The sequence below is a fragment of the Pseudoalteromonas issachenkonii genome, assembly GCF_002310795.1.
Lineage (GTDB): Bacteria > Pseudomonadota > Gammaproteobacteria > Enterobacterales > Alteromonadaceae > Pseudoalteromonas > Pseudoalteromonas tetraodonis.
The window spans coordinates 246897-268857 of the sequence record NZ_CP011031.1 but is presented as its reverse complement, the minus strand read 5'-3'; the positions used below and the strand labels follow the sequence as shown (position 1 = coordinate 268857).

The following is a 21961-nucleotide window of genomic DNA, read 5'->3' as shown; positions in this document are numbered from 1 at the left end:
GCAGCCTCATTAAAATAATAGATCGATTTCAATTCGTCGGTTTAATGACCGAGAAGCTGAATCTGAATTGCTGGCGATAGGCTCTGCAGCGCCCTTTCCTTCTGGCCATAAACGACCGCTTAAGTTGGTACTTTTAGCCATTAAATTAGCAACCTGTGTTGCTCTGGCTAAAGAAAGATGCCAATTAGAAGGATACTTATCTGTACTAATTGGTAAGTCATCTGTGTGGCCCGTTATAAGCACTCGCCCTTTAGTTCCCTCTAAGCTTAACGCTAACTTTTCTAAAATAGGCTGAAATGATGGAAGTAGTTGAGAATCCCCTTGTTTAAACAAATTTTCACTGTTTATCGTTATGCGGATCCCATCGGAATTTTTTGCAACAGCAACAATCCCCATTTTAATTTCTGTTTGCAGTAACTGTTCAAGTACACGCAGCTGCTGATCTTTTTTATCAACCGTTTGATTAACAGCTAACGGATGAATGGCCGCTAGTTTTTCATTAATCGCAAAAACATCGTTATTTAGCTTCATATTTATTGATAGATAAATCATCAATAATATCAGCCCCAGCACAGAAAATATGACCCACAGTGGCACTTGATTTCTTAGTTCAACACCTGCAGCAACTCTTTGTTGCCAGTTTGGAGATAGTTTATTATTAATCGGGCCATCAAGCTGATTGAGTAAATGATAAAGCTGTGAACGATACTCTTCGACTTTTGTATCGCCGCCGGCATCTAATCGATATTTCCCTTTAAAGCCTAAGTTTAAACAGTGGTATTGCAACTCCAAAAACTGTTTGTTTTTTTCAGGTTGCCCTAACCCGGCATCAAGTAGAGTATAAAAATACTCACCACCAAAGGTTTCTTTGTGAAAAGTCGACAGCAGACTTTCATCAGCCCACTCCATTGAGCTCCACTTTGAATTCAATACAGACTCATCAAGAATAGCGCATAGGCAATAGCGTGAATTATTAATCACTTCTTTTGATAGGTGCTGGTTACGGACTTCCACTTCAAAACGCTTTATAGCCTCAACACAGCGGTGCTTGAGCGCTGCTAGATTGCTCATTTCAAGCGATTGATTTATGGATATCACAAGAGAAAAGCAATCTGTTGCCGCTTCTAACAAGGGATTTTTAAAAATTGATACCTTATTATTGCTCATCGGCTTTGCAGAGGGTGGCTCAACCGACATAACGGTTTTATCAGCATCATTTTGCGCTGCACCACTGCTTGGGGTATTTCGCCCTAGTCGGCCAGGGCGTGGTTTTATAATGGTTTCGTCCATTGAAACTCTTCCTTTTAAAAAGTTAAGTTCTAATAGCCCAAAGGCTTAATTGGAGTTCTGGGTAACTTCCTGAGAGGTGGATAGCAATTCCTCCGCTGGAGCGCAGTTTTTCCCAATGTTCACCATGGCGATTTAATTCAAAATAATGAAAACCAGCATGGTAAGGGATCTGTCTTGGCGCTGTTGGCAAGTTACTAATTGTAATACCTGGGATCTGGTTGTTAACAAGATCACGAATGGTTTCAACGCTGCCAATTTTAATTTGCGAAGGTAGAATTTTTCTCAACTCTTCATGCGGAACGCTTGCTTTAATTGCTAAAACAAACTGCGCTGAATTTAAAATAGATTTATCTTTTAAGGCACCAAACGAAATACCAAACTTACTTTGTTCAAGCTTAATTTCAGTCGCGGTTTGCTCAATTACATGGCTTAATGATTGGTATAAAAAGTTAACCACTTCACTAAACACTTGCCCTAAATTTGTGTGATCATAATTAGGTAATTTAGGCACTCTTTTATTAGCCGTGCTAAAGGTTGATAACTCACCTGCCAGTTCAATTAAGCGGCTATAAAACACGTTCGGATGTAAACTATTAACGCTGAGCAAATTATTAAATATCGCGTCATATTTATTTAGTGTTTGCAGCATTATAAAATCTGCAACTGACGTACTACCCGCATAACCTTGGCACAACCTAGCAGCAATGCTTTCAGCGCGTTGCTTTATCATTGAGCCAATTTCTCTCACTAGCCCCGATAAAGGTTTACACAGCCCTACTTTTAAAGAGGGAGGAATGTACTTTGCATCTAACTTTATTTGCCCTTCGCTGCTCACATCCACTATTCGTGCTAAAGGCAACACGATATACCCTGAATGATCATCAGAAGACAGCATCAACTTACTGTATACTTTTGCAACTTGAATTATTTCTTGAGACTGCGCTCCCAATAAGTCATCACTCACTGCCAAATCGTTAAGCTTATAGCGAGTAACCATATTATCGTCAGTTGACGATATATTAACGCCACTATTTTTTAGCGCAGGAATAGCCAAATAAACAACTTCGTCAAACACATCTTTATTAACCACTAAAGGCTCAGGTAAAGAGGTTGACTGAGGCATATCAATTGGCAGTAGATCCGGAGTAATTGCAGTTAATGAATCCACAGCGAATTGACCACTGTTAAGTAATTCATTATCAATACTAATATCTATTATTCCCCATGGATCAGCAAGGTTTCCACTGCATACTTGCTTAATCACATTTGAAATATATTTATCTGATTGCTGAAAGTGCTGAGGTCTTAAAAACATCCCCTCAGTCCAAGCAACACGAGTGTTATCACTCATTTTAAAAATCCTTTTTTATTGCTCTCTCATGTATGTAGCAATCGCTTCTACATTTACATTGATGTCGTCATAACCGGTGGGGTCAACTTCAATAACCGCTCTCCACCTTGCTTGGTCTATATTTCTGTAAGCAACAACAACCCCAACATAACGAGTATTACGATTAAGGCTCATTTTATATTGCTGTACTGAATCAGGCTGAAGCTCTAACTCATCCTTTTTTAATAAATCAGGGCCTAATATCTTTTCTGGCGTATCGTATAAACTAAAAAAATCCTGCGTGTCAAAAATTGTTCTTGAGCTCAACTCAAAAATTTTCATCACCACCGGAGAAGGGCGTTCTGATGTATCCGGATTAACATTTTTAGATACATTGATGATCAGATCTGTAGAAGGAGGTACGATTTTATTCATCGTAGTACATCCCAGTACCAAAAATAGTAAACTAAAACTCATTAAATAGAGCTTAACTTTATGCATTATTTACTTTCCTTTCTAGAGCGTTTCTTTGATTCGATCGTTATATGCTTTTAAAAAATCATCAGACATAGCCATAGCGCCTTTCGCGTTAACTTCCTGAGAAATATCATCATATAAACTTTGATATAACTTCCAGCATTTAGACTCTATTTGGCCTGGAATAATTTTTAACACGTTAGAATTATCGTTTGCCTGTTGATTAATTTGCACGGGAGAAACTTGCGATAACATCCCTTTGAGCACGCCATCTGCACCAGCGAGCAGTGCTTGCTCGTGCTTGCGTGTATCTACAAAGCTTTCTTTAATAGATTCATTCGAAGACAGAAAGCTTGCACTATTTTTTATGAACAAGTTCTGAATAACATCATCAATATTGGCAGAAAACTTCAATGGGTTGTTCTGTTCGGTCTGAAACATTGTATGGTTCAGTCTTAATTTGTTCTTTACAATCGCGCGTTGGCGTAAAGATTCCATGAGCTCTGTCAGTAATAAACTTAAGCCCTGCCCCATCTCAAACCACAGCTTTTCATTATCTAGAGCACTTTTAAGCTCATCCTTAATCCCCAATCCGTTTAAAAAGGCATCACAAAACACTTTATCATTTTGAGCAAAGCTTTTTACAGGCGCTGTTTGTTTTACAGCTTGCTGCTCAGCATTATAACGTTTAGTCGGCGCACTTTCTTTTATTGGAGCTGGAGTGTCAACTGGCGCTGAAGAATTCACTTCGTCATTACCAAGATCAAACTCATCGGTATTCATAAGGCGAGTTAGTTCATCCCAATCTTCTGGAATATGATTATCCGCTGTTGCTTGTTGTGAAATTACAGATACCGCAGGCATAGACTCATTCATAATTGAATCATTGAATAACGGCGCAGACTCTGCAGTTTGACTGCTATGTGAAGCAAATGTATTTGCTTGTTGAGAACTGTTTGAAGTAATAGGATTACTAATATCTGCGTGTGACTCGTCAGCTAAACTAACATCAACCTGAAAATCACCAATAGTTAAGACATCACTATCTGACAAACGTTGTTTATTACCTTGGCCTAAAGGCGCCACTGCAAAATTAATAAACAAGCCATTGGTTGAATTATCGTATATGTAAAAAGAATCGCCTTCTTTTTCAATTTTACCGTGCTTACTTGAGATAATTTTTTCAGGATCGGGGAGATGCCAATCGCATCCCTCAGAACGACCAAAAGTGAGTGAATCTTTTACAGTTTTGGTAGCTTCGATTTCAGGCGAAAGTCTGTGATAACTAGTGATGTTTAGTATCAGTTCCATTTGATAAGTCTGTCCCTATAGCATTATTGTGAACAGGATAAAGTAGAAGCGAAACTATTGTCAACATTGAAATTAACACAGAGAAATGTCGCATTGTAGATTTTGTCTCTAAAACAATACGCCCTATATACTCATCGACGGCGTTTGTTACTTTTCTTTTTAATGCTTTTTAACTAGGCCAAAAATAAACACTTTAGAGACATCTTCTGGCTTTAAACCGACTTTTTCAATTCACTATAAAGCGAGTTCACCGGCAACAATATGCTATTCAGGCATTGCTATAATTGTATATTTTTGTAAAATACATGCTTATATCAGAGGGAAAATTGATAGGTAAGTAGAGATTATTTACCTTTGTAATTATTTAACTAAACACAATAAAAGGATTTTTTAATGAGCAATATTAATGATAACAACGATAAAACTCAGATTGCTTCTCTAGACTCCAGCACAAAAAAAACATCAAGCATCCATAAACAAAACCTCCTCGGCAAAAAGATATCCGATCGCTACCTAATTGAAGAGCTCATCGGGCAAGGTGGAATGTGTTACATATATCGTGCGCGAGATACCTTTTTAGAAAACAGCGGTCGCTCTGAAGCATCGGTCGCTATAAAAGTGCTCCAAGAAGAGTTTTCCAACTCTGAAGAAGCTATTTCATTATTGAAAGATGAAACAGCAAAAACACAACAACTTGCTCACCCTAGTATTGTAAAAGTGTACTCAGCAGACTCTGATGGCGATTTATATTATGTCACTATGGAGCTCATTGAGGGAGAAACTCTAGAACAAATTATTAAGCGAAATAAACCATCAGGTTTAGCGTTTAAAAAAGCGAAAATTATTTTAGAGCAATTAACTGACGCCCTTATATATGCTCACTCACGTGGCGTAATACATAATGATCTTAAGCCTTCGAATATTATTTTTGACTCTAATGGTAACCTCAAAGTGCTTGATTTTGGTATTGCTAAACACAAAAGTTTGGACGACCAATATGCTGTTAAAAACGAAAGTGAGTTTGCAACCATTGGTGGTTATACTCCAACGTATGCTAGCCCTGAGCAGCTAAAAGGCGGCGAAGCATCCATTAAAGATGATGTATTTTCATTTGCCTGTATTGCTTATGAGCTTCTGAGCAGTAAGCACCCATTTAACCGCATTGCTGCAGATAAAGTCCCTAAAAATACTACTGTAAAAAAACCAAGTAATTGCCCTCTCCTTTTATGGAAAAATTTACATAAAGCATTATCTTTAAGCGCCAGCCAAAGACTCGATTCACTAGAACAAATTTCAAAAACGCTAAAAGTGAACTTAAAACCCGCTATTTTTGCCAGTGTGGCTAGTGTGGCAATTATTGCCTTAATCACTCAAAATTATTTTTCAAGCTCAGATAATACCAAGCAATTACAGGCACAACTTGATAACGCCAAGGCAATCAACCAACAAGTGGAAGCATGGATGTCTTGGCAAGGCCCTACTATTTTAAACAAACTAGAACAAATTCCGCCACAGTATGAGGTGCTTAAACAAGGATTACTCAGATCAAATCAGCAAAGTATATTAGATAGCTTTAATGATGAAGCAAGCCAGTTTAATAATATTGCGGGCCGTAAATTTAAAGATTTTGATAAAATAATAGCGGTCTATTCTAATGCACTGAACTACTATCCCGATTCAGAAAAGCTTTCGATGCAATTAGAAAGTGTATTGAGGGAGCGCCAATCAATTATTTTTGATATTACCGCGAGAATAGATTTATTACTCGAACAATCACGCTACAACGAAGACCAGCCCAATAGTATTGCTCATCTCGTTAAAGATCTAAAAGAAGTAGATAAAACTTACCGTTATCAACCAACAGATCTGCATCTTGATAACTTTACTGTTGCGTTAAACACAGCCATAGAAAGCGATGATGTCATCTCACAAAAAGTACTTTTAAATGTGGGTAAAATTGTATTTTCAAATAACAAAAAAGCAGAAGAGCTTCTTGCTAATTTAATGAAGCGTGAGTCTGCAATTAATGCACTGACCGCATACCAACAAAAGATTAATTTAGGCGAACAAGCTGAGTTTCCTCGTGCCGATGCGGTCGTTTTTTATGGTCCAAAGTTTCAACGCTTTTCTGCACAATTAGAAACTATTGAAGATCATAAAGCTTTAATGGAATTTGAAGAGTTTATTAAATCCGAATCGACAGCACTACCCAACGATTTTTCTCTTTTAGTATCGCTTAGAAAAGAATTATCGAGACGTTACATTAGTACAGCGAACGATTTAATGAAAAAAAGAATGTATAAAGCAGCTGAACGTTTGGTTGAAAAAAGTGAGGCCATCACGCAATCGTTAGACAATATGCTTTAAACAACTCTTATTTATTGCTCAAAAATAACACAGATATAATTGAATATAGATTAGTTAGCTATTAGACTAACCCAAAATATACATAATAAAGTCAAGGACGACGAGTGCATTTTCATCATCATACACTCCGCCAAGATTTTAAAATATTTAGACTTTTTATAATTAATGGAGTACCTATGAAAAATTTAAGCTTATTAGCTGCAGCCGTTATACTTACGGGTTGTTCGACAACTTCTAGTGTAAATAAAACAGAGGAAGTAGTTATTGAGCCAACGCCTCAAGTTAGCGAAGAGAATGCGCCGATATCACTGACTGTTATTACTAACCCTGCTGACTCTAGAGTACGCATTATGAATATAGTGCCTGTATATCAAGACGCTATAGAACTAGATGCAGGTAAATATGATATCGAAGTAAGTAAGGCAGGCTATGTGACTTATAGAAAATGGGTAACGGTTGACAAAAAAACCATCTTAACTATTGAGCTAGATGAAAAACAGCTAAGCCAGTCTGCGCAATAAGCGAATTATCAATTTAAAATGCCTTTATTACGCTCAATAAAGGCATTTTAAATACGGTAATAGGCAAACCACGCATAACTAATTACACTAATATTAAGTACAATACATACCCATAGCACTGCAATAAAAACTCGTTTTTGTGACTTATGCCGTAAACTTTGCTGCGCTATAAGTGCACCGGGCCATCCTCCAAATAAAGCCAATAGATGTAAGTGTCGTTCAGGTATACGACTGACTTTTTTATGGCTTGATTGTACCGCTTTTCGCTTATCCCATGCGTAATATACAAATGTAATACAGCTGATCGATGAAACATATATGGGTAAGTACATTTCAACTTCATTATTTAAGTAAGCTAACCAAAATAAGGCTATAAACAAGCTGGAAAATATAATTAAGCTACTTTTTATCAAAAAATAATCGCCTATAATGAAGATAATTAAAAGAAACACCAAGGTTAAATTATGACATATTTAAAGGCTTCGATGCTGCTGTTTTCACTATGTATATTCAGTATTCAAGCAAATAATAAAACGGATTTACTAGAGCCTGAGCTTGCGGTATTCACTCCTTACTTAGGTACTTGGCAAGCTGATTTTCATATAGATAAAAACCCGCTTCCAACTCAAGATGTGACCAAATGGGAGCGCACCTTAAATGGTAAAGCCATTCGCACTACGCATTCTATAAATGAAGGTGAGTATGGGGGCGAATCAATGATTTTCTATGATCGCAAAAAACAGTCATTAGTATTTTATTATTTTACTACGGCTGGCTTTTATACCAAAGGAGTCATGAAAGTGTTGAGCCCAACACAATTTGTTGCTTATGAAGACGTCACTGGCAGCCAAGAGGGCATCACTAAAGTTAAATCAACTAGTGAATTCAAGGATGAGCAATTTGTTGTTTCCACCAGTTATTTAAAAAAAGGTGAATGGACTAAGCCGCAAATTCGCACCTACCATCGCAGCAATAAAGAAGTAAAGTTTAAATAAGTTTTACTTATTGCCTTGTAATACCTAAAAACGTATTAGTTCTTTTAAAAACAGTGTTCTAGCCATTAATAATTACGATTTTGAACTAGAACACTGATCTTAAGTTACTTTATAAATTTTTTAAACGCATTATCAACAGGCGTATCTGCAAGATGGTTGGTGTAATTACTCATCACCTTTTGCGCAAGACCCAACACAATTTCAAGAAGCTGTTGTTTTGTATACCCTGCTGCAAAAAACTTTTCCTGCTGTGACTGACTTAACACACCACGTTCTCGTGTCATTTCAAGCGTTGTCTCACGAAGTGTCTCAAGTTTAGGATCAGCAAGCGGGGTTTTATTGACTAATGCATCCACAATATTCTCATCAACCTTCATGGCAGCCGCTATACCACTGTGTGCTGGCACACAATAATGGCACTCGTGCTCAACATTAATTGATTGCCAAACAACCGTTAACTCTTGTGCATTAAACGATGTTTTTTGAAATAACTCATGCAGTACTTGATAACCCTTTAGCAATGTTGGTGCCTCAGCCATCACAGCATGAAGATTAGGCAACATTCCAAAAGCGGCGACAGAGTCTGCTAGTAAAGGTTTTGCCTCTGCTGATGCATTTTCTTGCGTGTATAAGGTAAATTCAGCCATAGTTTGCTCCTATATAATAAATAGTATTAAGTCGTGTTGAGAAACATATTATTTGATTTTGAGCGGTCGCTCAAGTTAAAATTGAACAGTCGCTCAAATTAATAGAAACTATTATGGCCAATAAAATTAAATTTGAACGTGAACATGTTGTTCGCGTGGCAAGTCAGCTGTTCTGGGAGAAAGGCTTTCATGCTACTTCTACCCGCGATTTGCAGGAAGCTATAAATATGCGCCCAGGAAGTATTTACTCTGCATTTGGCTCTAAAGAGGGGTTATACAGCGAATCTTTAAAAGACTACACCGTACAGATGAAAAGCCAAATTGAGGGCTTTATAGCAAACTCTGATTCGATTTTAGGTGGTTTGCGGGCATTTGTTGAAAATGTAATTATTAAAACCAAGGACTGCAGTCCAAGTGCTATTTGTATGTTAGTAAAAGCAAATACCGAATTTGCTGAAAAAGACACGGCTTTAAGTGAGTTAAGCGCAGGATTACTGACTAAATTTGAATCTTATTTAACCACATTGTTTACCCGCGCTATTGAAAATGGTGAGCTAAGCGTTGATTTAACTGCAACTGCATACGCACAATTTTTCCAAGTGCAATTTACAGGATTACGAGGTTACTTTAATCGCCCTGCAGTCGAGCATTTGGCGATGCCGATGATCAACCAAATGTTTGTACTAATCAAAAAACTGTAATCCTATTGGGTGCTTGTCTTTGCGCTTAAATAAACTCTTTTTATATTCAGTTTGATTATTCAGCGTATAAAAAAGCGGCTAATCTGTATTAAATTAGCCGCTTGTTTAACTCTAAATAAAAAATTTACGTTTTCAACTTATTCAGCTCAGCGTCTTGCTGTGCAACCAACTTATTGAGTTCTTGGCTGCTATCGCCTGCCTGAGCAGATAAATCAGAGAGCTGAGATGCCGCATCAGAAATAATAGTTAAATTACGATTTATTTCTTCAGTGACCAAACTTTGCTCTTCAGCTGCGGTTGCAATATGGGTGATTTGGTTAGTTATTTCATCCACTTTTACAACAACACTGTGCAGTGCATCAAAGGCAGTAGAAGTTTCATCAACTGCATTTTCAGCACGTACAACGCCTTTTTCGATGACAGTTGAGGCATTTCCTACTTCTGATAACAAGCTATCAATTAGGCTGCTAATATCGTCGGTGGATGAGCGAGTTTTAGACGCTAAAGCCCTAACTTCATCCGCAACAACAGCAAAACCTCGACCATGTTCACCGGCACGTGCAGCCTCAATGGCGGCATTCAATGCCAGTAAATTTGTTTGCTCAGAAATAGTTCGGATCACATCCAAAATTTGCGTAATATCATTACTACGTGAGGCCACTTTTTCGACTGCTTGGTTGGCTTCTTTGATTTCCTCAGACATTGTTTTAACTTGGGTCATCGCAGAAGATAAACTCGACTCGCTGCTAACCACTAAGGTATTGATTTCATCAGCTTGTTGCGCAGATTGCTCAGAAGCTTTTGCCACTTCAAGTGCTGTCGCGCTCATTTCGTTCATTGCCGTCACCACACTTTCAATTTCTTTAAACTGTGCCTGAACATTATGCTTGGTTTCTACGGCAATATTTGAGGTAACTTCGCCTTGATGCTTGGTTTGATCCGAGACCGCTTTTAGCTCACTAATAAGTTCACGCAGTTTTGATAAAAACTTATTAAATCCTCCGGCCAAAGCTATAAGCTCAGCATGCGTATCCACATGTAGTGTTTGTGTTAAATCACCTTCAGAGCTGGCTAGGTTATCTACACGTTCTTGTATTTGTTTAAGTGGCGCTACAACACTGCCTACAACAAGCTTCATTACTATAAATGCCAATACCGCAATCACAGTTCCCGTGATCAAAATAATCACACCCAGCTCTTTTGCAGCCTCAGACATCCCAGCAGTTAATTGAATAGGTCCTTCAAAGGCAAGTTCAGCGGGTACTTCAATTAGCAGCATCCATTTCACATCAGCAAGCTTAATTTCAATCGGGTAAGACACCATTATTTCAGCGCCTTGTTTGTTTGTTCCTTTGGTGCCTTTTAGAGCTTTATAACTCTCATAACTTTTAGCGCTAACCGCTTCTTTTAAAGGGCGACCTAGTTTTTCTTTGTAGTGGCTCGTACCGACAATTAAACCTAAATGACTAAGTAACGTTACTTTTGCTTTACCATCGTAAAGCGCTTTTGAAAGCTCTTCTGTCAATTTTTGAAATACAGGTAGTGTAATATCCGCGCCTGTTACCCCTACAAACTGGCCTGATTTAATAATAGGCACCACTAAAGAGGTCATCATTTCAGAATAACCCGGTGTTATTTCATAGAGGTAGGGTTCCATGATACAGGGTTTTAATTTGTCTTTTGCACACAAGTACCATTCGGCTTCACGTAAACCGAATTCATTAATTTTATCAACATATTTTTCTGAGGCATCTTCTACTACTTGTTGTTCAACAACGCCGTTCGAATTTCTCGTTAGATAAACCTCTAGTGTGCCAGCTCCAGCAACTGAGTGATCGTACCCTTGGGTAAAATCACTATCTTTGCCATCAAAGCCATTTTTTTCAAACTGTGAGTAAATACTAGAAATAACATCATTGCTTTCTAGTATTGAGCGATTTAGTAGAACAACAGATTCTCTGTCTATGGATGTTTTATCGGCGTCTTCTAAAATACTGCCAAGAGCGTATGGGATCCGATAAGCTTCATTGATAAATGCAGCAATTTTCTCACCGTATGCGGCTGCATTTGCGGTTAAGCGACCATCTACTTCACTGACAATTAATGTTTCTGCCTCTGAAGAGGTTTGTGCATTACTTGATGATAATTTAGACCACAATATTCCTGAAAATAGTACAACCGTTAAAAGTATACTTCCAACACTTATCCACAATAACTTTTTTGCTAACGCTATTTCCCGCATTAAAATTACCTTACCTTACATATGTATTTTTTAGTTTAGACCAATTAAAAGAACATACTATAAAATATTTCAGAAATACCGTTTAGTGACTTATTTTAGTATTTAGTGTTCGGCTAACTTTGTTTAGTTAACCGCTGAGTGATTAAACAAACGAGCAAAAGTAAGCTAGCGCTTACCCACAAACAGGCCTGCAGTCCATATACTTTATACATAAAACCAGAAAGTACTGTCCCGACCAGTCTTCCTGCAGCGTTAGCCATGTAATAAAAACCTACATCCAGAGAAACACCATCACTTTTAGCAAGGCTGACAATCAAATAACTGTGTAATGATGAGTTAATAGCAAATGCAGCACCAAAAATAAATAACCCAACAATTAGCGTAGTGTTTACAGCTATATTCAACTGCATCAAACAGGCCAATAACAAGGTGACACACGCCAATACTCCCCCCCAGTAAAACGCTTTCTTTATCGCATCATTACTGACAAGTGACTTACCCGTAATTTTTGGTGCTTGAGATTGCACTACCCCATAAGCAATCACCCATAGTGCCATAAAACCACTAACCCACCAGTGTGGCCAATTAAATTGCGAGGCTAAATAAACAGGCAGTGCAACAACAAACCATACATCACGAGCAGCAAATAAACAAAACCGAGCGGCACTAAGTAAATTAATTGCCCTAGACTTAGAAAATAACGCTTTAAATTTTGGTTTATTTTTAGCTTTGCCTATATCACCCTCTAAATACACTAAGCTAATGATCCAAGCGATAGTTAAAAGCATAATTAAAGCAACTAACGCTCCAACAAATCCTAGTAAAGTAAGTAATAGCCCCCCTAAAAAGAAGCCAACTCCTTTTAATGCATTTTTAGAGCCCGTTAATATAGCAATCCATTTGTATAATTGGCTTTGCTGATTATCACCTTCGGGAACTAAATATTTAATCGCACTTTTAGCGCTCATTTTATTGAGATCTTTGGCAACCCCACTTAATGCTTGCGCTAACATTACATAACTTACCGATAACCAATCGCTTGGTGCACACAACATAGCTAAGGCCACAACTTGCAACCCTAATCCTATGTTCATGGTTTTATTTAAACCTAAATGCGCACCTAACCAACCGCCAATTAAGTTAGTAATAACCCCAAATAACTCATAAAACACAAACAGCATGGCAATCGCGAGCGCGCCATACCCTAACTGATGAAAATACAGCACCACCAGCATGCGAAGTGCGCCATCTGTTAGCGTAAAAGCCCAGTAATTACCCGTAATAATGCCATACTGTTTTAAAGCCGATGGTAAATTGGCGATTTGTGAAAACATCTTCAATACCCTGAACTAGTTTACTAAATCACTTTGTCCTACTTTGAGCATCAGCTCAGCAGTCCGGTTGGCATAACCCCATTCATTGTCATACCAAGCATAGAGTTTAAGTTGAGTATGGTTTATAACCATTGTCGAAAGCGCATCTATAATTGTGCTACGAGGGTCTGTTTTGTAATCAATAGATACCAATGGCTTTTCTTCATAGCCTAAAATGCCTTTTAGCTCGTTATTAGCCGCTTGCTTAAACCATCCATTCACTTCTTGTTCGGTTACACCACGCTCTAGTTCAAACACGCAATCAGTAATTGATGCATTGGTTAGGGGGACTCGAACCGCATGGCCGTTTAATTTTCCTTTAAGCTCAGGGAATATCTGCGTAATAGCCGTTGCACTGCCGGTAGTGGTAGGAATTAAACTTGTTCCGCATGAGCGCGCGCGACGTAAATCTTTATGAGGTGCATCTATAATGGTTTGGGTGTTGGTAATGTCATGAATCGTTGTTATGGATCCATGCTTAATCCCTACTTTTTCTTGCAATACTTTTACCAAAGGCGCTAAACAATTTGTTGTGCATGAAGCCGCGGTAACAATTTTATGTAACTGCGGATTATAAAGATGATCGTTCACCCCTATTACCACATTCAAAACACTCTCTTCTTTAACTGGGGCAGTAACAACCACACGCTTTACACCTTGCGCTAAATAAGCGTTGAGTAATTCTGTTGTTTTCATTTTACCGCTGGCTTCAATCACCACATCACATTGTGACCAGTCAGTCTCTGCAATCGATTTATTATTCGTTACTTTAACCGTATGCTTTGCTACAGAAAAACTATTATCATCGGCTTGCACCTCATATTTTAGGCGCCCGTGAACCGAGTCAAATTCTAATAAATGGGCATGTGTTTTCGCATCAGCAGCCACATCATTAACATGTACAAATTCAACCTCAGGCCAATCAATTGCCGCTCGTAAGGTTAAACGTCCGATTCGTCCAAAACCATTTATGCCTACTTTAATCGTCATTATAAAATTCCTTTAGTTAGTCACAGCATTTTAAAATTCGCTCAGGACGCTTGCCCATCACATTTAAACGCTGTAATTGATGCTCATAAAATGTAGGGGTGGCATGTAATGTTTTTGTAATTACATCTTTCGCCCAATCAGGTAGTGATTTATTTAAGCTATAGAACACCCATTGATTTTGCTTACGATCAGCAAGCAAACCGCATTGACGTAATACAGCTAAATGCCGTGAAATTTTAGGCTGGCTTACATCAAGTGCCGCCACTAATTCACATACACATAACTCATCTTCATGCGCAATAAGCAGTATTGTCTTTAAGCGGGTGTCGTCAGCGATACATTTAAAAAAATGCAGAGGATTTAGTTGATTCATACAGTGTAGTCTTGTTTTGCATACAACAACAATATATGAAAAGAAAGACATATGGAATAGTGAATATATGAAATTTCATATATTCAGGTAAAGTTATCTATTTTCCGCGTCAACTCAAGTTTGGCTTTTAGAGGTGTGCCCAATAAAAAACACGCAATGATCACTCATGGCGTGTTTTTATAAACAATATAAAGAGGTTAATTAAATAACCGACAGCTCTACTTCAATATTGCCACGAGTTGCATTTGAATATGGACATACTTGATGTGCTTTCTCTACCAAGGCTTGTGCCGCTGCTTTGTCCATATCACCTAGTGATACAGCCAATTTTACAGCAATACCAAAACCGGCATCAATCGCACCAATAGACACTTCAGAGTTAATGTAAGTATCACTTGGTAACGCAATTTTTTCGCTACCCGCTACAAACTTAAGTGCACCAATAAAACAGGCAGCATAACCTGCTGCAAATAATTGCTCTGGATTAGTGCCTTGTCCATCGTCACCACCTAACCCTTTAGGTGTTGATAAGTTAACATTTAAACGACCATCATCCGATTTAGCAACGCCTTCACGTCCGCCTGTTGCCGTTGCTTTTGCTGTATAAGCTACATTTTGTAATACATTCATAGTGAACTCCTAAGATTAAAATTTCTAAGTTAATTACTTTGCATGCAAAATAATAGATCAACTAAATTCCGATTGCAAATACTTTGCATGCAAACTAAAATACTCTGTATTGAAATGAAGGATAAAGCGATGTCGTTTGAACAGTTAAAATTAAAAAATCAGTTATGCCATCGTTTATATATGGCGTCCAACAGCATAGCCCGTGCCTATCGAGAACCTCTAGCTGAGCTTAACCTTACCTATCCTCAGTATGTTGTTATGATGGCGCTGTGGGAACAAGATGAAGTAACTATCGCTGAGCTAATAGATAAAACCGCAATTGATGGTGGCGCGCTTACTCAAATATTAAAAAAAATGACCGACAAGTCATTACTTAACGTTATAAAAGACGAACACGATAAGCGTAAGCGTTTGGTGCAACTGACTCACACGGGTCACTCTTTAAAACTTGAAGCTGCCGACATCCCAAAAAGGATTTTTTGCAAATTTGACAGTATCGACACAACCCAAGCACAACAATTAATGCAGTTACTCGACTTAGTGGTCAATGATCTGACCGACTAAAAACCCAGCTTTACCCAGCTATAACTTAACAAACAAGGCGTTAATTAATGACTCATTTAAAAAAACGACTTATTGCTATTACTTACAGCATTACATTACTGGTAAGTAATGGAGCACTTGCCAATAATAGTGAATTAACCACTGTTGCGACATTTGATGCACAACACCCGCCTGGCAACATAGCCATTACGCCATCTGGCCGTAAGTTTTTATCTATACATGGTTTTTATGGGCAAAATCAAAAAATCATGGAGCTATTAAGTGATGGCACCACTAAACCCTACCCTAATGAGCAATGGGCTTACGCATACAACAAGGGTAAAGGCTTTTACGGGGTACTCGGTGTTAATGTATCAAGCGACGGCATACTGTGGATGCTTGATACCTCAGGGCCTGATCATGCGGGGCGATTAGTTGGTTGGGATACCAACCAAGAGCAACTGCATAAAATTATTTACCTAGCCAAACCAACAATTACCGATACCTCGTTTTTAAACGATTTAGTTATCGATAATAAACACGGCGTTATTTACATTGCCGATACAGCACAAGGCAGTCAGGCTGCGATTATTATAGTAAACCTAAAAACCGGTGAAGCGCGAAGAGTATTACAAGATAGCCAATACACCACCGCCGAAAATATTGATATGGTTATTAATGGCCGAACAATGCGCCTAGGCGGACAACCTGCGCGTTTAGGTGTTAACCCAATTACGCTTGATCCTAACGAAGACTGGCTTTACTTTGGGTCAATGTCGGGGACTTCGGTTTATCGTATTGCCACCAGCGCAATTAACAACGAGCAGCTTTCAGCAAAAGCGCTAGAAGCTAAAGTAATGCGCTACGGCACTAAACCCATTTCCGACGGCATTACGGTGGATGGGGGCGGTAACGTCTATGTGACCGATATAACCAATGGTGCAATTGGCGTCGTAAAACCAAATGGCGACTATGAAGTGTTATTTAAAGATGATCGCCTAAGCTGGCCAGATGGCTTTAGTTATGGTGCAGATCATAAAATATATTTTACAGTAAACGATTTGCACAACTCGCCGGTGTTAAGCAATGATAAAACTCAAAACCCTAATAAGTTTAAAGTGATGTCGTTTACGCCCCTTGTAAAAGGTAAAGTAGGTCGTTAATAACCTAACGCAATTACCCTAGCCCTGTCATGTAATGCAGGGCTTTATAACATCACACCAAAAAAGTGCATATTTTATAATCACTCCCCCAATTTGGTGCCTCAACCAAACTAGGTATTAAAGAAATAATAGTAAATATCTGATTTATATTCATAAAATATTCAATAAACAATTGGCATACTTCTTCCTTATATTTAATTGTCATTAGTTACACCAAGGAAAAAAATTATGTCTAATTTATACAACACTCTTTATTTTTTATGGCGCTTAGATATCACAGTGTGGCAAGTTAATGAGCCAACAAATACGCATACCACCAGTGAGAAAGAGCGTATCTACTCGCGTTAAAAACTATTTTTGAACAGACTTTGCAAGCTAAGTCATAGCGTTGTATTGTAAAAGACTATTTAATTGGTTAGTGGAACGTGTATGCATGCTTTAGAAGTTAATTTTGACGGCTTAGTCGGCCCTACTCATAACTACGCAGGTTTGTCGTATGGCAATGTTGCCTCGTTAAATAACGCGGCGAGCTTTTCAAATCCGCAAGAAGCAGTATTGCAGGGCTTGGCTAAAATGAAAGCCATGCGCGATAAAGGCTTAACCCAAGGGGTATTTGCGCCTCATGCTCGCCCAGATTTAAATGTATTGCGGCGTTTAGGGTTTACTGGCAACGATGCACAAGTCATTAATAAAGCCTTTAAAGCCGATCCTATTTTATTGCGCGCTTGTTACTCTGCCTCAGCCATGTGGACCGCTAATGCAGCCACCGTATCGCCTTCACCTGATACTAACGACGGCAAAGTACACTTCACTGCGGCTAATCTAAATAATAAATTTCATCGCTCTTTAGAGCCAAACACCACTACACGTTTGCTCAAAGCGATGTTTAATAACGAACAATACTTTGCACACCATTCACATTTGCCTGAGCAAGGTTTTTTTGGTGATGAAGGCGCAGCAAACCATACTCGCCTGTGCGACAGCCATGGTGAAACCGGGCTAGAATTATTTGTATTTGGTGCAAGTGCCTTTAACAGTCAGCTTGTTAAACCCGTTAAGTTCCCTGCAAGGCAAACCTTGGAAGCGTCTGAAGCCATTTGTCGATTGCACAATATAAAAGATACCAGCCAAATACTATTACAACAAAACCCTGATGTGATTGACCAAGGGGTGTTCCATAATGATGTAATCGCGGTGGGTAACGCTAATGTTTTATTATGCCATCAGCAGGCGTTTTTAAATCAAACGCAAGCATTAGACGATATCCGCGAAGCCTATGTAGGTAACAAACAGCTTTATATTATTGAAGTGCCAACCAGCAAAGTGAGTATTCAAGATGCCGTTAGTAGCTATTTATTTAATAGCCAACTGGTTAGCCTTAGTGACGATAAAATGTTGCTCGTTGCCCCACAAGAATGCCAGCGTAATCCTGCTGTAAAAGCGTATATTGAAGAAATGATTATTGACGATAACCCCATAAATCAAGTGCAGTTTTTTGATTTACGCCAAAGCATGCAAAATGGCGGCGGACCTGCTTGTTTGCGTTTACGCGTGGCGCTTAATAGCCAAGAATTAGCAGCGGTAAATCCTGAGGTTATTTTAGATGAGCAAAAGTACACCCAATTATGTGATTGGGCTACGCGCCATTACCGCGATAAACTCGGTGCTAACGATTTTGCCGATCCAGCGTTATTAACCGAAAGTTATCAAGCGCTTGATGAGTTAACCCAGTTACTTAGCCTAGGATCGGTATACCCATTTCAACTAGAAGCTTAATTGCTTTCGGCTACTAGGGTTTGAAACATACGTTCAAACCCTTATCGCTAATCTCTCTAAATTCAATTAAGGTTAAGTTTATATAATTATACTTATAGCTTAACTATTCAAAAAAATATGATTCTATCTATTAGGGTAATGAATTACTCCTGATAGCATGCTTAAACGACATTACTGTCACTTAATTAACCCTAACTAACTCATTTAATTGAGTCTATACACTCAAGCTTGGCAGAATTCCAAAAAAGGAGACAAACCATGGCAACACAGAAAGTAATTTTAATTACCGGCGCATCGAGCGGCATTGGCGAGGCAACCGCTAAAACATTAGTTAATAATGGCCACAAAGTGATCTTAACCGCGCGCAGCGAAGATAAACTCAATAAACTAGTTGACGAGTTAGGCCATGAAAATGCATTTAGCGTTTCAGCCGATGCCACTGCATTTAATGAACTTGAGAATGTAGTGAGTAAAGGCGTTGAAAAATTTGGCCGATTAGACGTAGCATTCGCTAACGCCGGCATGGGTGTGTCATCACCTGGTACAGAGAATGGCGATCCTCAAGAGTGGTCAGCCATGGTTGACCTTAATATTAAAGCATTGCTTTGGACTGCTAAACTCACTTTGCCTCATTTACGTGAAAACCAAGGACATTTTATTTTAACCAGCTCTGCAGCAGGACGAAGACCCATTGATGGCTCTATTTATGGTGCCACTAAATGGTTTGCTCATGGCTTTGGTCAAAACCTTGCAGAAGAAATGAAACCTTGGCATGGCCGATGTACAACCATAGCCCCAGGCATGGTGAATACACCATTTTTTGATGAAGCAAAACCAGATAAGCTCGACCCTCAAGACGTGGCCGATGCCGTTTTGTTTGCCATTGAAGCTAATCAGCGTAATAGCGTACGCGAAATCTATTTAATGCCCACCAACTAATAATAAAATATAAAGGCCAATGTTTATTGGCCTTTACTATAAAAGTGCTTACCTGTGCTTTATTCAAATCACTATCTATTCAATCAATAAAAAGTCACTCATTGAAACGCCGCTTACCATGCTAAATCACAACTTTATGTCTATTATATAAAGAAAGTAATTCAATAACTGGAACCCATTTAATGGCTCCCAATAAAACTAATAATATGCCAGCTCATCAATATGTTACTAATGACCCGTTGCATCAACTTTTTGATGCTGTCGATTCTATTTCAGTACAAGGTTACGATGAGCAACGACGTGTTATTTATTGGAATAAAGGCAGCGAATTACTTTATGGGTATACACACCAAGAAGCCATTGGCAAAAAACTCGAAGATTTAATTATACCCGCGCCAATGCGAGAGCCCGTTATTAAAGCGCATAGTAATTGGATTAAGTATGATATTGAAATTCCCGCATCAGAACTAATACTCAGCCATAAAAATGGCAATGATGTAGCCGTATTTTCAAGCCATGTTATGTTTACCAATCAGTACAATACCAAACAAATGTACTGTATTGATATTGATCTGTCTGAGGTGCACAAAGCACAAGCAGAAGCCGTATTTAATGCCACCATGCTCAAAACTTTATTTGAGGCAATTCCTGATTTATTTTTTGTATTAGAGCAAAATGGCACTATTACTGACTACCATGCAAATAATGAAAACGATTTATATATTTCACCTAACCAGTTTATTGGTAAAAAAATGGTGGATATATTACCTGAAAAAGTAGCGAAAAAGTTTCAGGTTCATATAGAAAAAACGATAACACAAGACAGTATGGTCAGTTTTGAATACGAATTAAGCATGCCTGAAGGCGTAATTTATTACGAAGCGAGATTGCGTTTACTGCCCAAAAAAAACCAAATTATGGTGATTATTCGTGATATTAGCGAACCACACCGCTCCGCTGAACTAATTCGCCATCAGGCCCACTTTGATAGCTTAACCGATTTACCTAATCGCTTTTTATCTCTAGACCGCTTATCACAAATATTACTGGAAGTACAAAAGAGCCACGAAAAAGCCGCAGTGTTCTTTTTAGATCTTGATGACTTTAAAAAAGTGAATGACTCTTTAGGCCATGAAGTGGGCGATGAACTATTAATTGCGGCAGCAGCAAGATTACAGCAAACACTTAAAAAAAGTGACACAATAGGCCGATTAGGCGGCGATGAGTTTATTGTTTTAATATCCAATTTAAATGATGAAAACGATGCTTTAGCGATTGCTGAGCGGTTACTTCAAGCATTTAGGAAACCCTTTAAACTTGTAGGTAGAGACTTAATACTGACATTAAGTATTGGGATTGCTATTTCCCCTAAGGATGGCACCTGCGCCTCTGTGTTGTTACGAAATGCCGACACCGCTATGTACCAAGCAAAAACTATGGGGCGAAACACGTCCTCTTTTTTCACCCCACAAATGAACGTCGCCATGCGCCGCCGCTTTGAAATAGAAGAGCAAATGCATGGTGCACTGGAGCGTAATGAATTTGAGCTTTATTACCAACCACAAATAGATGTAAAAACAAACACCATCGTTGGCGCTGAAGCCTTGCTTCGTTGGCATAATATAGTGTTAGGGGAAATAACCCCAGATGAGTTTATCCCAATTGCAGAGCAAACCGGCTTAATTACGCCTATTGGTGTATTTGTTCTTCAACAAGCCTTACGCTTTTTAAATGAATGGCAATCAATTAACAAGCAAAACTATACCATGGCGATTAATTTATCACCGCGCCAATTCAGAGACCCGGAACTGGTTAATATAATTAAACACACTCTGCATAAAAATAGTATTAATAATGAATGTTTAGAGCTGGAAATTACCGAAGGGGTGCTGATGAATAGCCAAGCGTCAATTCATGATGCCTTATTGCAAATTGATGAGCTGGGCATAAAACTGTCAATGGACGACTTTGGCACAGGGTATTCATCATTAAGTTACTTACGAGAATACCCTTTTGATGTGCTAAAAATTGACCGCAGCTTTATTACTGGCATAACAGATAACAAGGCAGACTGTAATTTAGTGAAAGCGGCCATAGCTATGTCACACAGCCTAGAAATAAAAGTAGTGGCTGAGGGGGTAGAAACCAAAGAGCAGCTAGATTTACTCAACGAGCTAAACTGCGATATTGCTCAAGGATTTTATTTAAGTAAGCCCTTGCCGGCCGCCAAGCTGCTCAATTTTTCATTGCGTTACTTAAAAGCACTTTAGTTAAAAAGTGCTTTTATAGTTAT

The 21961-nt window shown here is 38.6% G+C and carries 20 protein-coding genes; 9 read left to right on the top strand and 11 right to left on the bottom strand.

Annotated features, from left to right (window positions below; genetic code table 11):
- Nucleotides 1–9: 9 nt before the first annotated feature.
- Genes tssL through tagH form a run of 4 tightly spaced genes read right to left on the bottom strand, consistent with a single transcriptional unit; the run spans nucleotide 10 to nucleotide 4408 of the window.
- Entirely contained in the window at nucleotides 10–1290 is a 1281-nt protein-coding gene (gene tssL, locus PISS_RS16875; protein WP_036955228.1) for a type VI secretion system protein TssL, long form, read from the bottom strand.
- A 22-nt stretch (nucleotides 1291–1312) separates the two neighbouring features.
- Nucleotides 1313–2641, bottom strand: a complete 1329-nt coding sequence (gene tssK / locus PISS_RS16870; protein WP_058155788.1) for a type VI secretion system baseplate subunit TssK — start codon at nucleotides 2639–2641, stop codon at nucleotides 1313–1315.
- Nucleotides 2642–2656: 15 nt separating this feature from the next.
- Nucleotides 2657–3121 carry a type VI secretion system lipoprotein TssJ gene (tssJ, locus tag PISS_RS16865; protein WP_013462959.1) on the bottom strand — a complete coding sequence of 155 codons (465 nt, stop codon included), beginning with the start codon at nucleotides 3119–3121 and terminating at the stop codon, nucleotides 2657–2659.
- Nucleotides 3122–3136: 15 nt separating this feature from the next.
- A complete protein-coding gene (gene tagH, locus PISS_RS16860; protein WP_058155787.1) occupies nucleotides 3137–4408 on the bottom strand; it encodes a type VI secretion system-associated FHA domain protein TagH in 1272 nt (423 codons plus the stop codon).
- A 393-nt stretch (nucleotides 4409–4801) separates the two neighbouring features.
- Between tagH and PISS_RS16855 the strand changes: the two genes are divergently transcribed.
- Nucleotides 4802–6775, top strand: coding sequence for a serine/threonine-protein kinase (locus tag PISS_RS16855; RefSeq protein WP_058155785.1), 1974 nt, complete (start codon nucleotides 4802–4804; stop codon nucleotides 6773–6775).
- 176 nt (nucleotides 6776–6951) lie between these two features.
- Nucleotides 6952–7296: a PEGA domain-containing protein gene (locus tag PISS_RS16850; RefSeq protein WP_028834242.1), complete on the top strand. Its 345-nt coding sequence runs from the start codon at nucleotides 6952–6954 to the stop codon at nucleotides 7294–7296.
- Between the two features lie 47 nt (nucleotides 7297–7343).
- Here the strand turns inward: PISS_RS16850 and PISS_RS16845 are convergent, their stop codons facing one another.
- A complete protein-coding gene (locus tag PISS_RS16845; RefSeq protein WP_058155783.1) occupies nucleotides 7344–7709 on the bottom strand; it encodes a DUF1294 domain-containing protein in 366 nt (121 codons plus the stop codon).
- A gap of 51 nt (nucleotides 7710–7760) precedes the next feature.
- Between PISS_RS16845 and PISS_RS16840 the strand changes: the two genes are divergently transcribed.
- On the top strand, nucleotides 7761–8291 hold the full coding sequence (locus PISS_RS16840) for a hypothetical protein (RefSeq protein WP_013462954.1): 531 nt from the start codon (nucleotides 7761–7763) through the stop codon (nucleotides 8289–8291).
- A gap of 104 nt (nucleotides 8292–8395) precedes the next feature.
- Here PISS_RS16840 and PISS_RS16835 read toward each other — a convergent pair whose 3' ends face one another.
- Complete coding sequence (locus PISS_RS16835; RefSeq protein ID WP_058155781.1) at nucleotides 8396–8938, bottom strand: carboxymuconolactone decarboxylase family protein; 543 nt, start codon at nucleotides 8936–8938, stop codon at nucleotides 8396–8398.
- Between the two features lie 113 nt (nucleotides 8939–9051).
- Here PISS_RS16835 and PISS_RS16830 point away from each other — a divergent pair, with 113 nt between their 5' ends.
- Nucleotides 9052–9639 carry a TetR/AcrR family transcriptional regulator gene (locus PISS_RS16830; RefSeq protein ID WP_058155779.1) on the top strand — a complete coding sequence of 196 codons (588 nt, stop codon included), beginning with the start codon at nucleotides 9052–9054 and terminating at the stop codon, nucleotides 9637–9639.
- Between the two features lie 124 nt (nucleotides 9640–9763).
- Here the strand turns inward: PISS_RS16830 and PISS_RS16825 are convergent, their stop codons facing one another.
- From PISS_RS16825 to PISS_RS16805, 5 genes are all read right to left on the bottom strand, one after another.
- Nucleotides 9764–11881 (bottom strand): methyl-accepting chemotaxis protein, encoded by a 2118-nt coding sequence (locus PISS_RS16825; RefSeq protein WP_058155777.1) that lies wholly within the window; start codon nucleotides 11879–11881, stop codon nucleotides 9764–9766.
- Between the two features lie 113 nt (nucleotides 11882–11994).
- Nucleotides 11995–13215: an organoarsenical effux MFS transporter ArsJ gene (arsJ, locus tag PISS_RS16820; protein ID WP_058155776.1), complete on the bottom strand. Its 1221-nt coding sequence runs from the start codon at nucleotides 13213–13215 to the stop codon at nucleotides 11995–11997.
- Nucleotides 13216–13230: 15 nt separating this feature from the next.
- The gene (locus PISS_RS16815; protein ID WP_058155774.1) at nucleotides 13231–14244 is read right to left on the bottom strand and encodes an ArsJ-associated glyceraldehyde-3-phosphate dehydrogenase; all 1014 of its coding nucleotides are present in this window, start codon (nucleotides 14242–14244) and stop codon (nucleotides 13231–13233) included.
- A gap of 16 nt (nucleotides 14245–14260) precedes the next feature.
- Entirely contained in the window at nucleotides 14261–14617 is a 357-nt protein-coding gene (locus tag PISS_RS16810; protein WP_013462948.1) for a metalloregulator ArsR/SmtB family transcription factor, read from the bottom strand.
- A gap of 201 nt (nucleotides 14618–14818) precedes the next feature.
- Nucleotides 14819–15247 (bottom strand): organic hydroperoxide resistance protein, encoded by a 429-nt coding sequence (locus tag PISS_RS16805; RefSeq protein ID WP_013462947.1) that lies wholly within the window; start codon nucleotides 15245–15247, stop codon nucleotides 14819–14821.
- Between the two features lie 129 nt (nucleotides 15248–15376).
- On the opposite strand from PISS_RS16805, the gene PISS_RS16800 reads away from it, so the two are divergent.
- From PISS_RS16800 to PISS_RS16780, 5 genes are all read left to right on the top strand, one after another.
- Complete coding sequence (locus PISS_RS16800) at nucleotides 15377–15811, top strand: MarR family winged helix-turn-helix transcriptional regulator (protein ID WP_024602753.1); 435 nt, start codon at nucleotides 15377–15379, stop codon at nucleotides 15809–15811.
- Nucleotides 15812–15858: 47 nt separating this feature from the next.
- Nucleotides 15859–16953, top strand: a complete 1095-nt coding sequence (locus PISS_RS16795) for an L-dopachrome tautomerase-related protein (RefSeq protein ID WP_013462945.1) — start codon at nucleotides 15859–15861, stop codon at nucleotides 16951–16953.
- Between the two features lie 429 nt (nucleotides 16954–17382).
- Nucleotides 17383–18729: an N-succinylarginine dihydrolase gene (gene astB, locus PISS_RS16790; protein WP_036955249.1), complete on the top strand. Its 1347-nt coding sequence runs from the start codon at nucleotides 17383–17385 to the stop codon at nucleotides 18727–18729.
- Nucleotides 18730–18987: 258 nt separating this feature from the next.
- Entirely contained in the window at nucleotides 18988–19668 is a 681-nt protein-coding gene (locus PISS_RS16785) for an SDR family oxidoreductase (RefSeq protein ID WP_058155772.1), read from the top strand.
- Between the two features lie 182 nt (nucleotides 19669–19850).
- Nucleotides 19851–21938: a bifunctional diguanylate cyclase/phosphodiesterase gene (locus tag PISS_RS16780; protein WP_058155770.1), complete on the top strand. Its 2088-nt coding sequence runs from the start codon at nucleotides 19851–19853 to the stop codon at nucleotides 21936–21938.
- The last annotated feature ends 23 nt before the right edge of the window (nucleotides 21939–21961 follow it).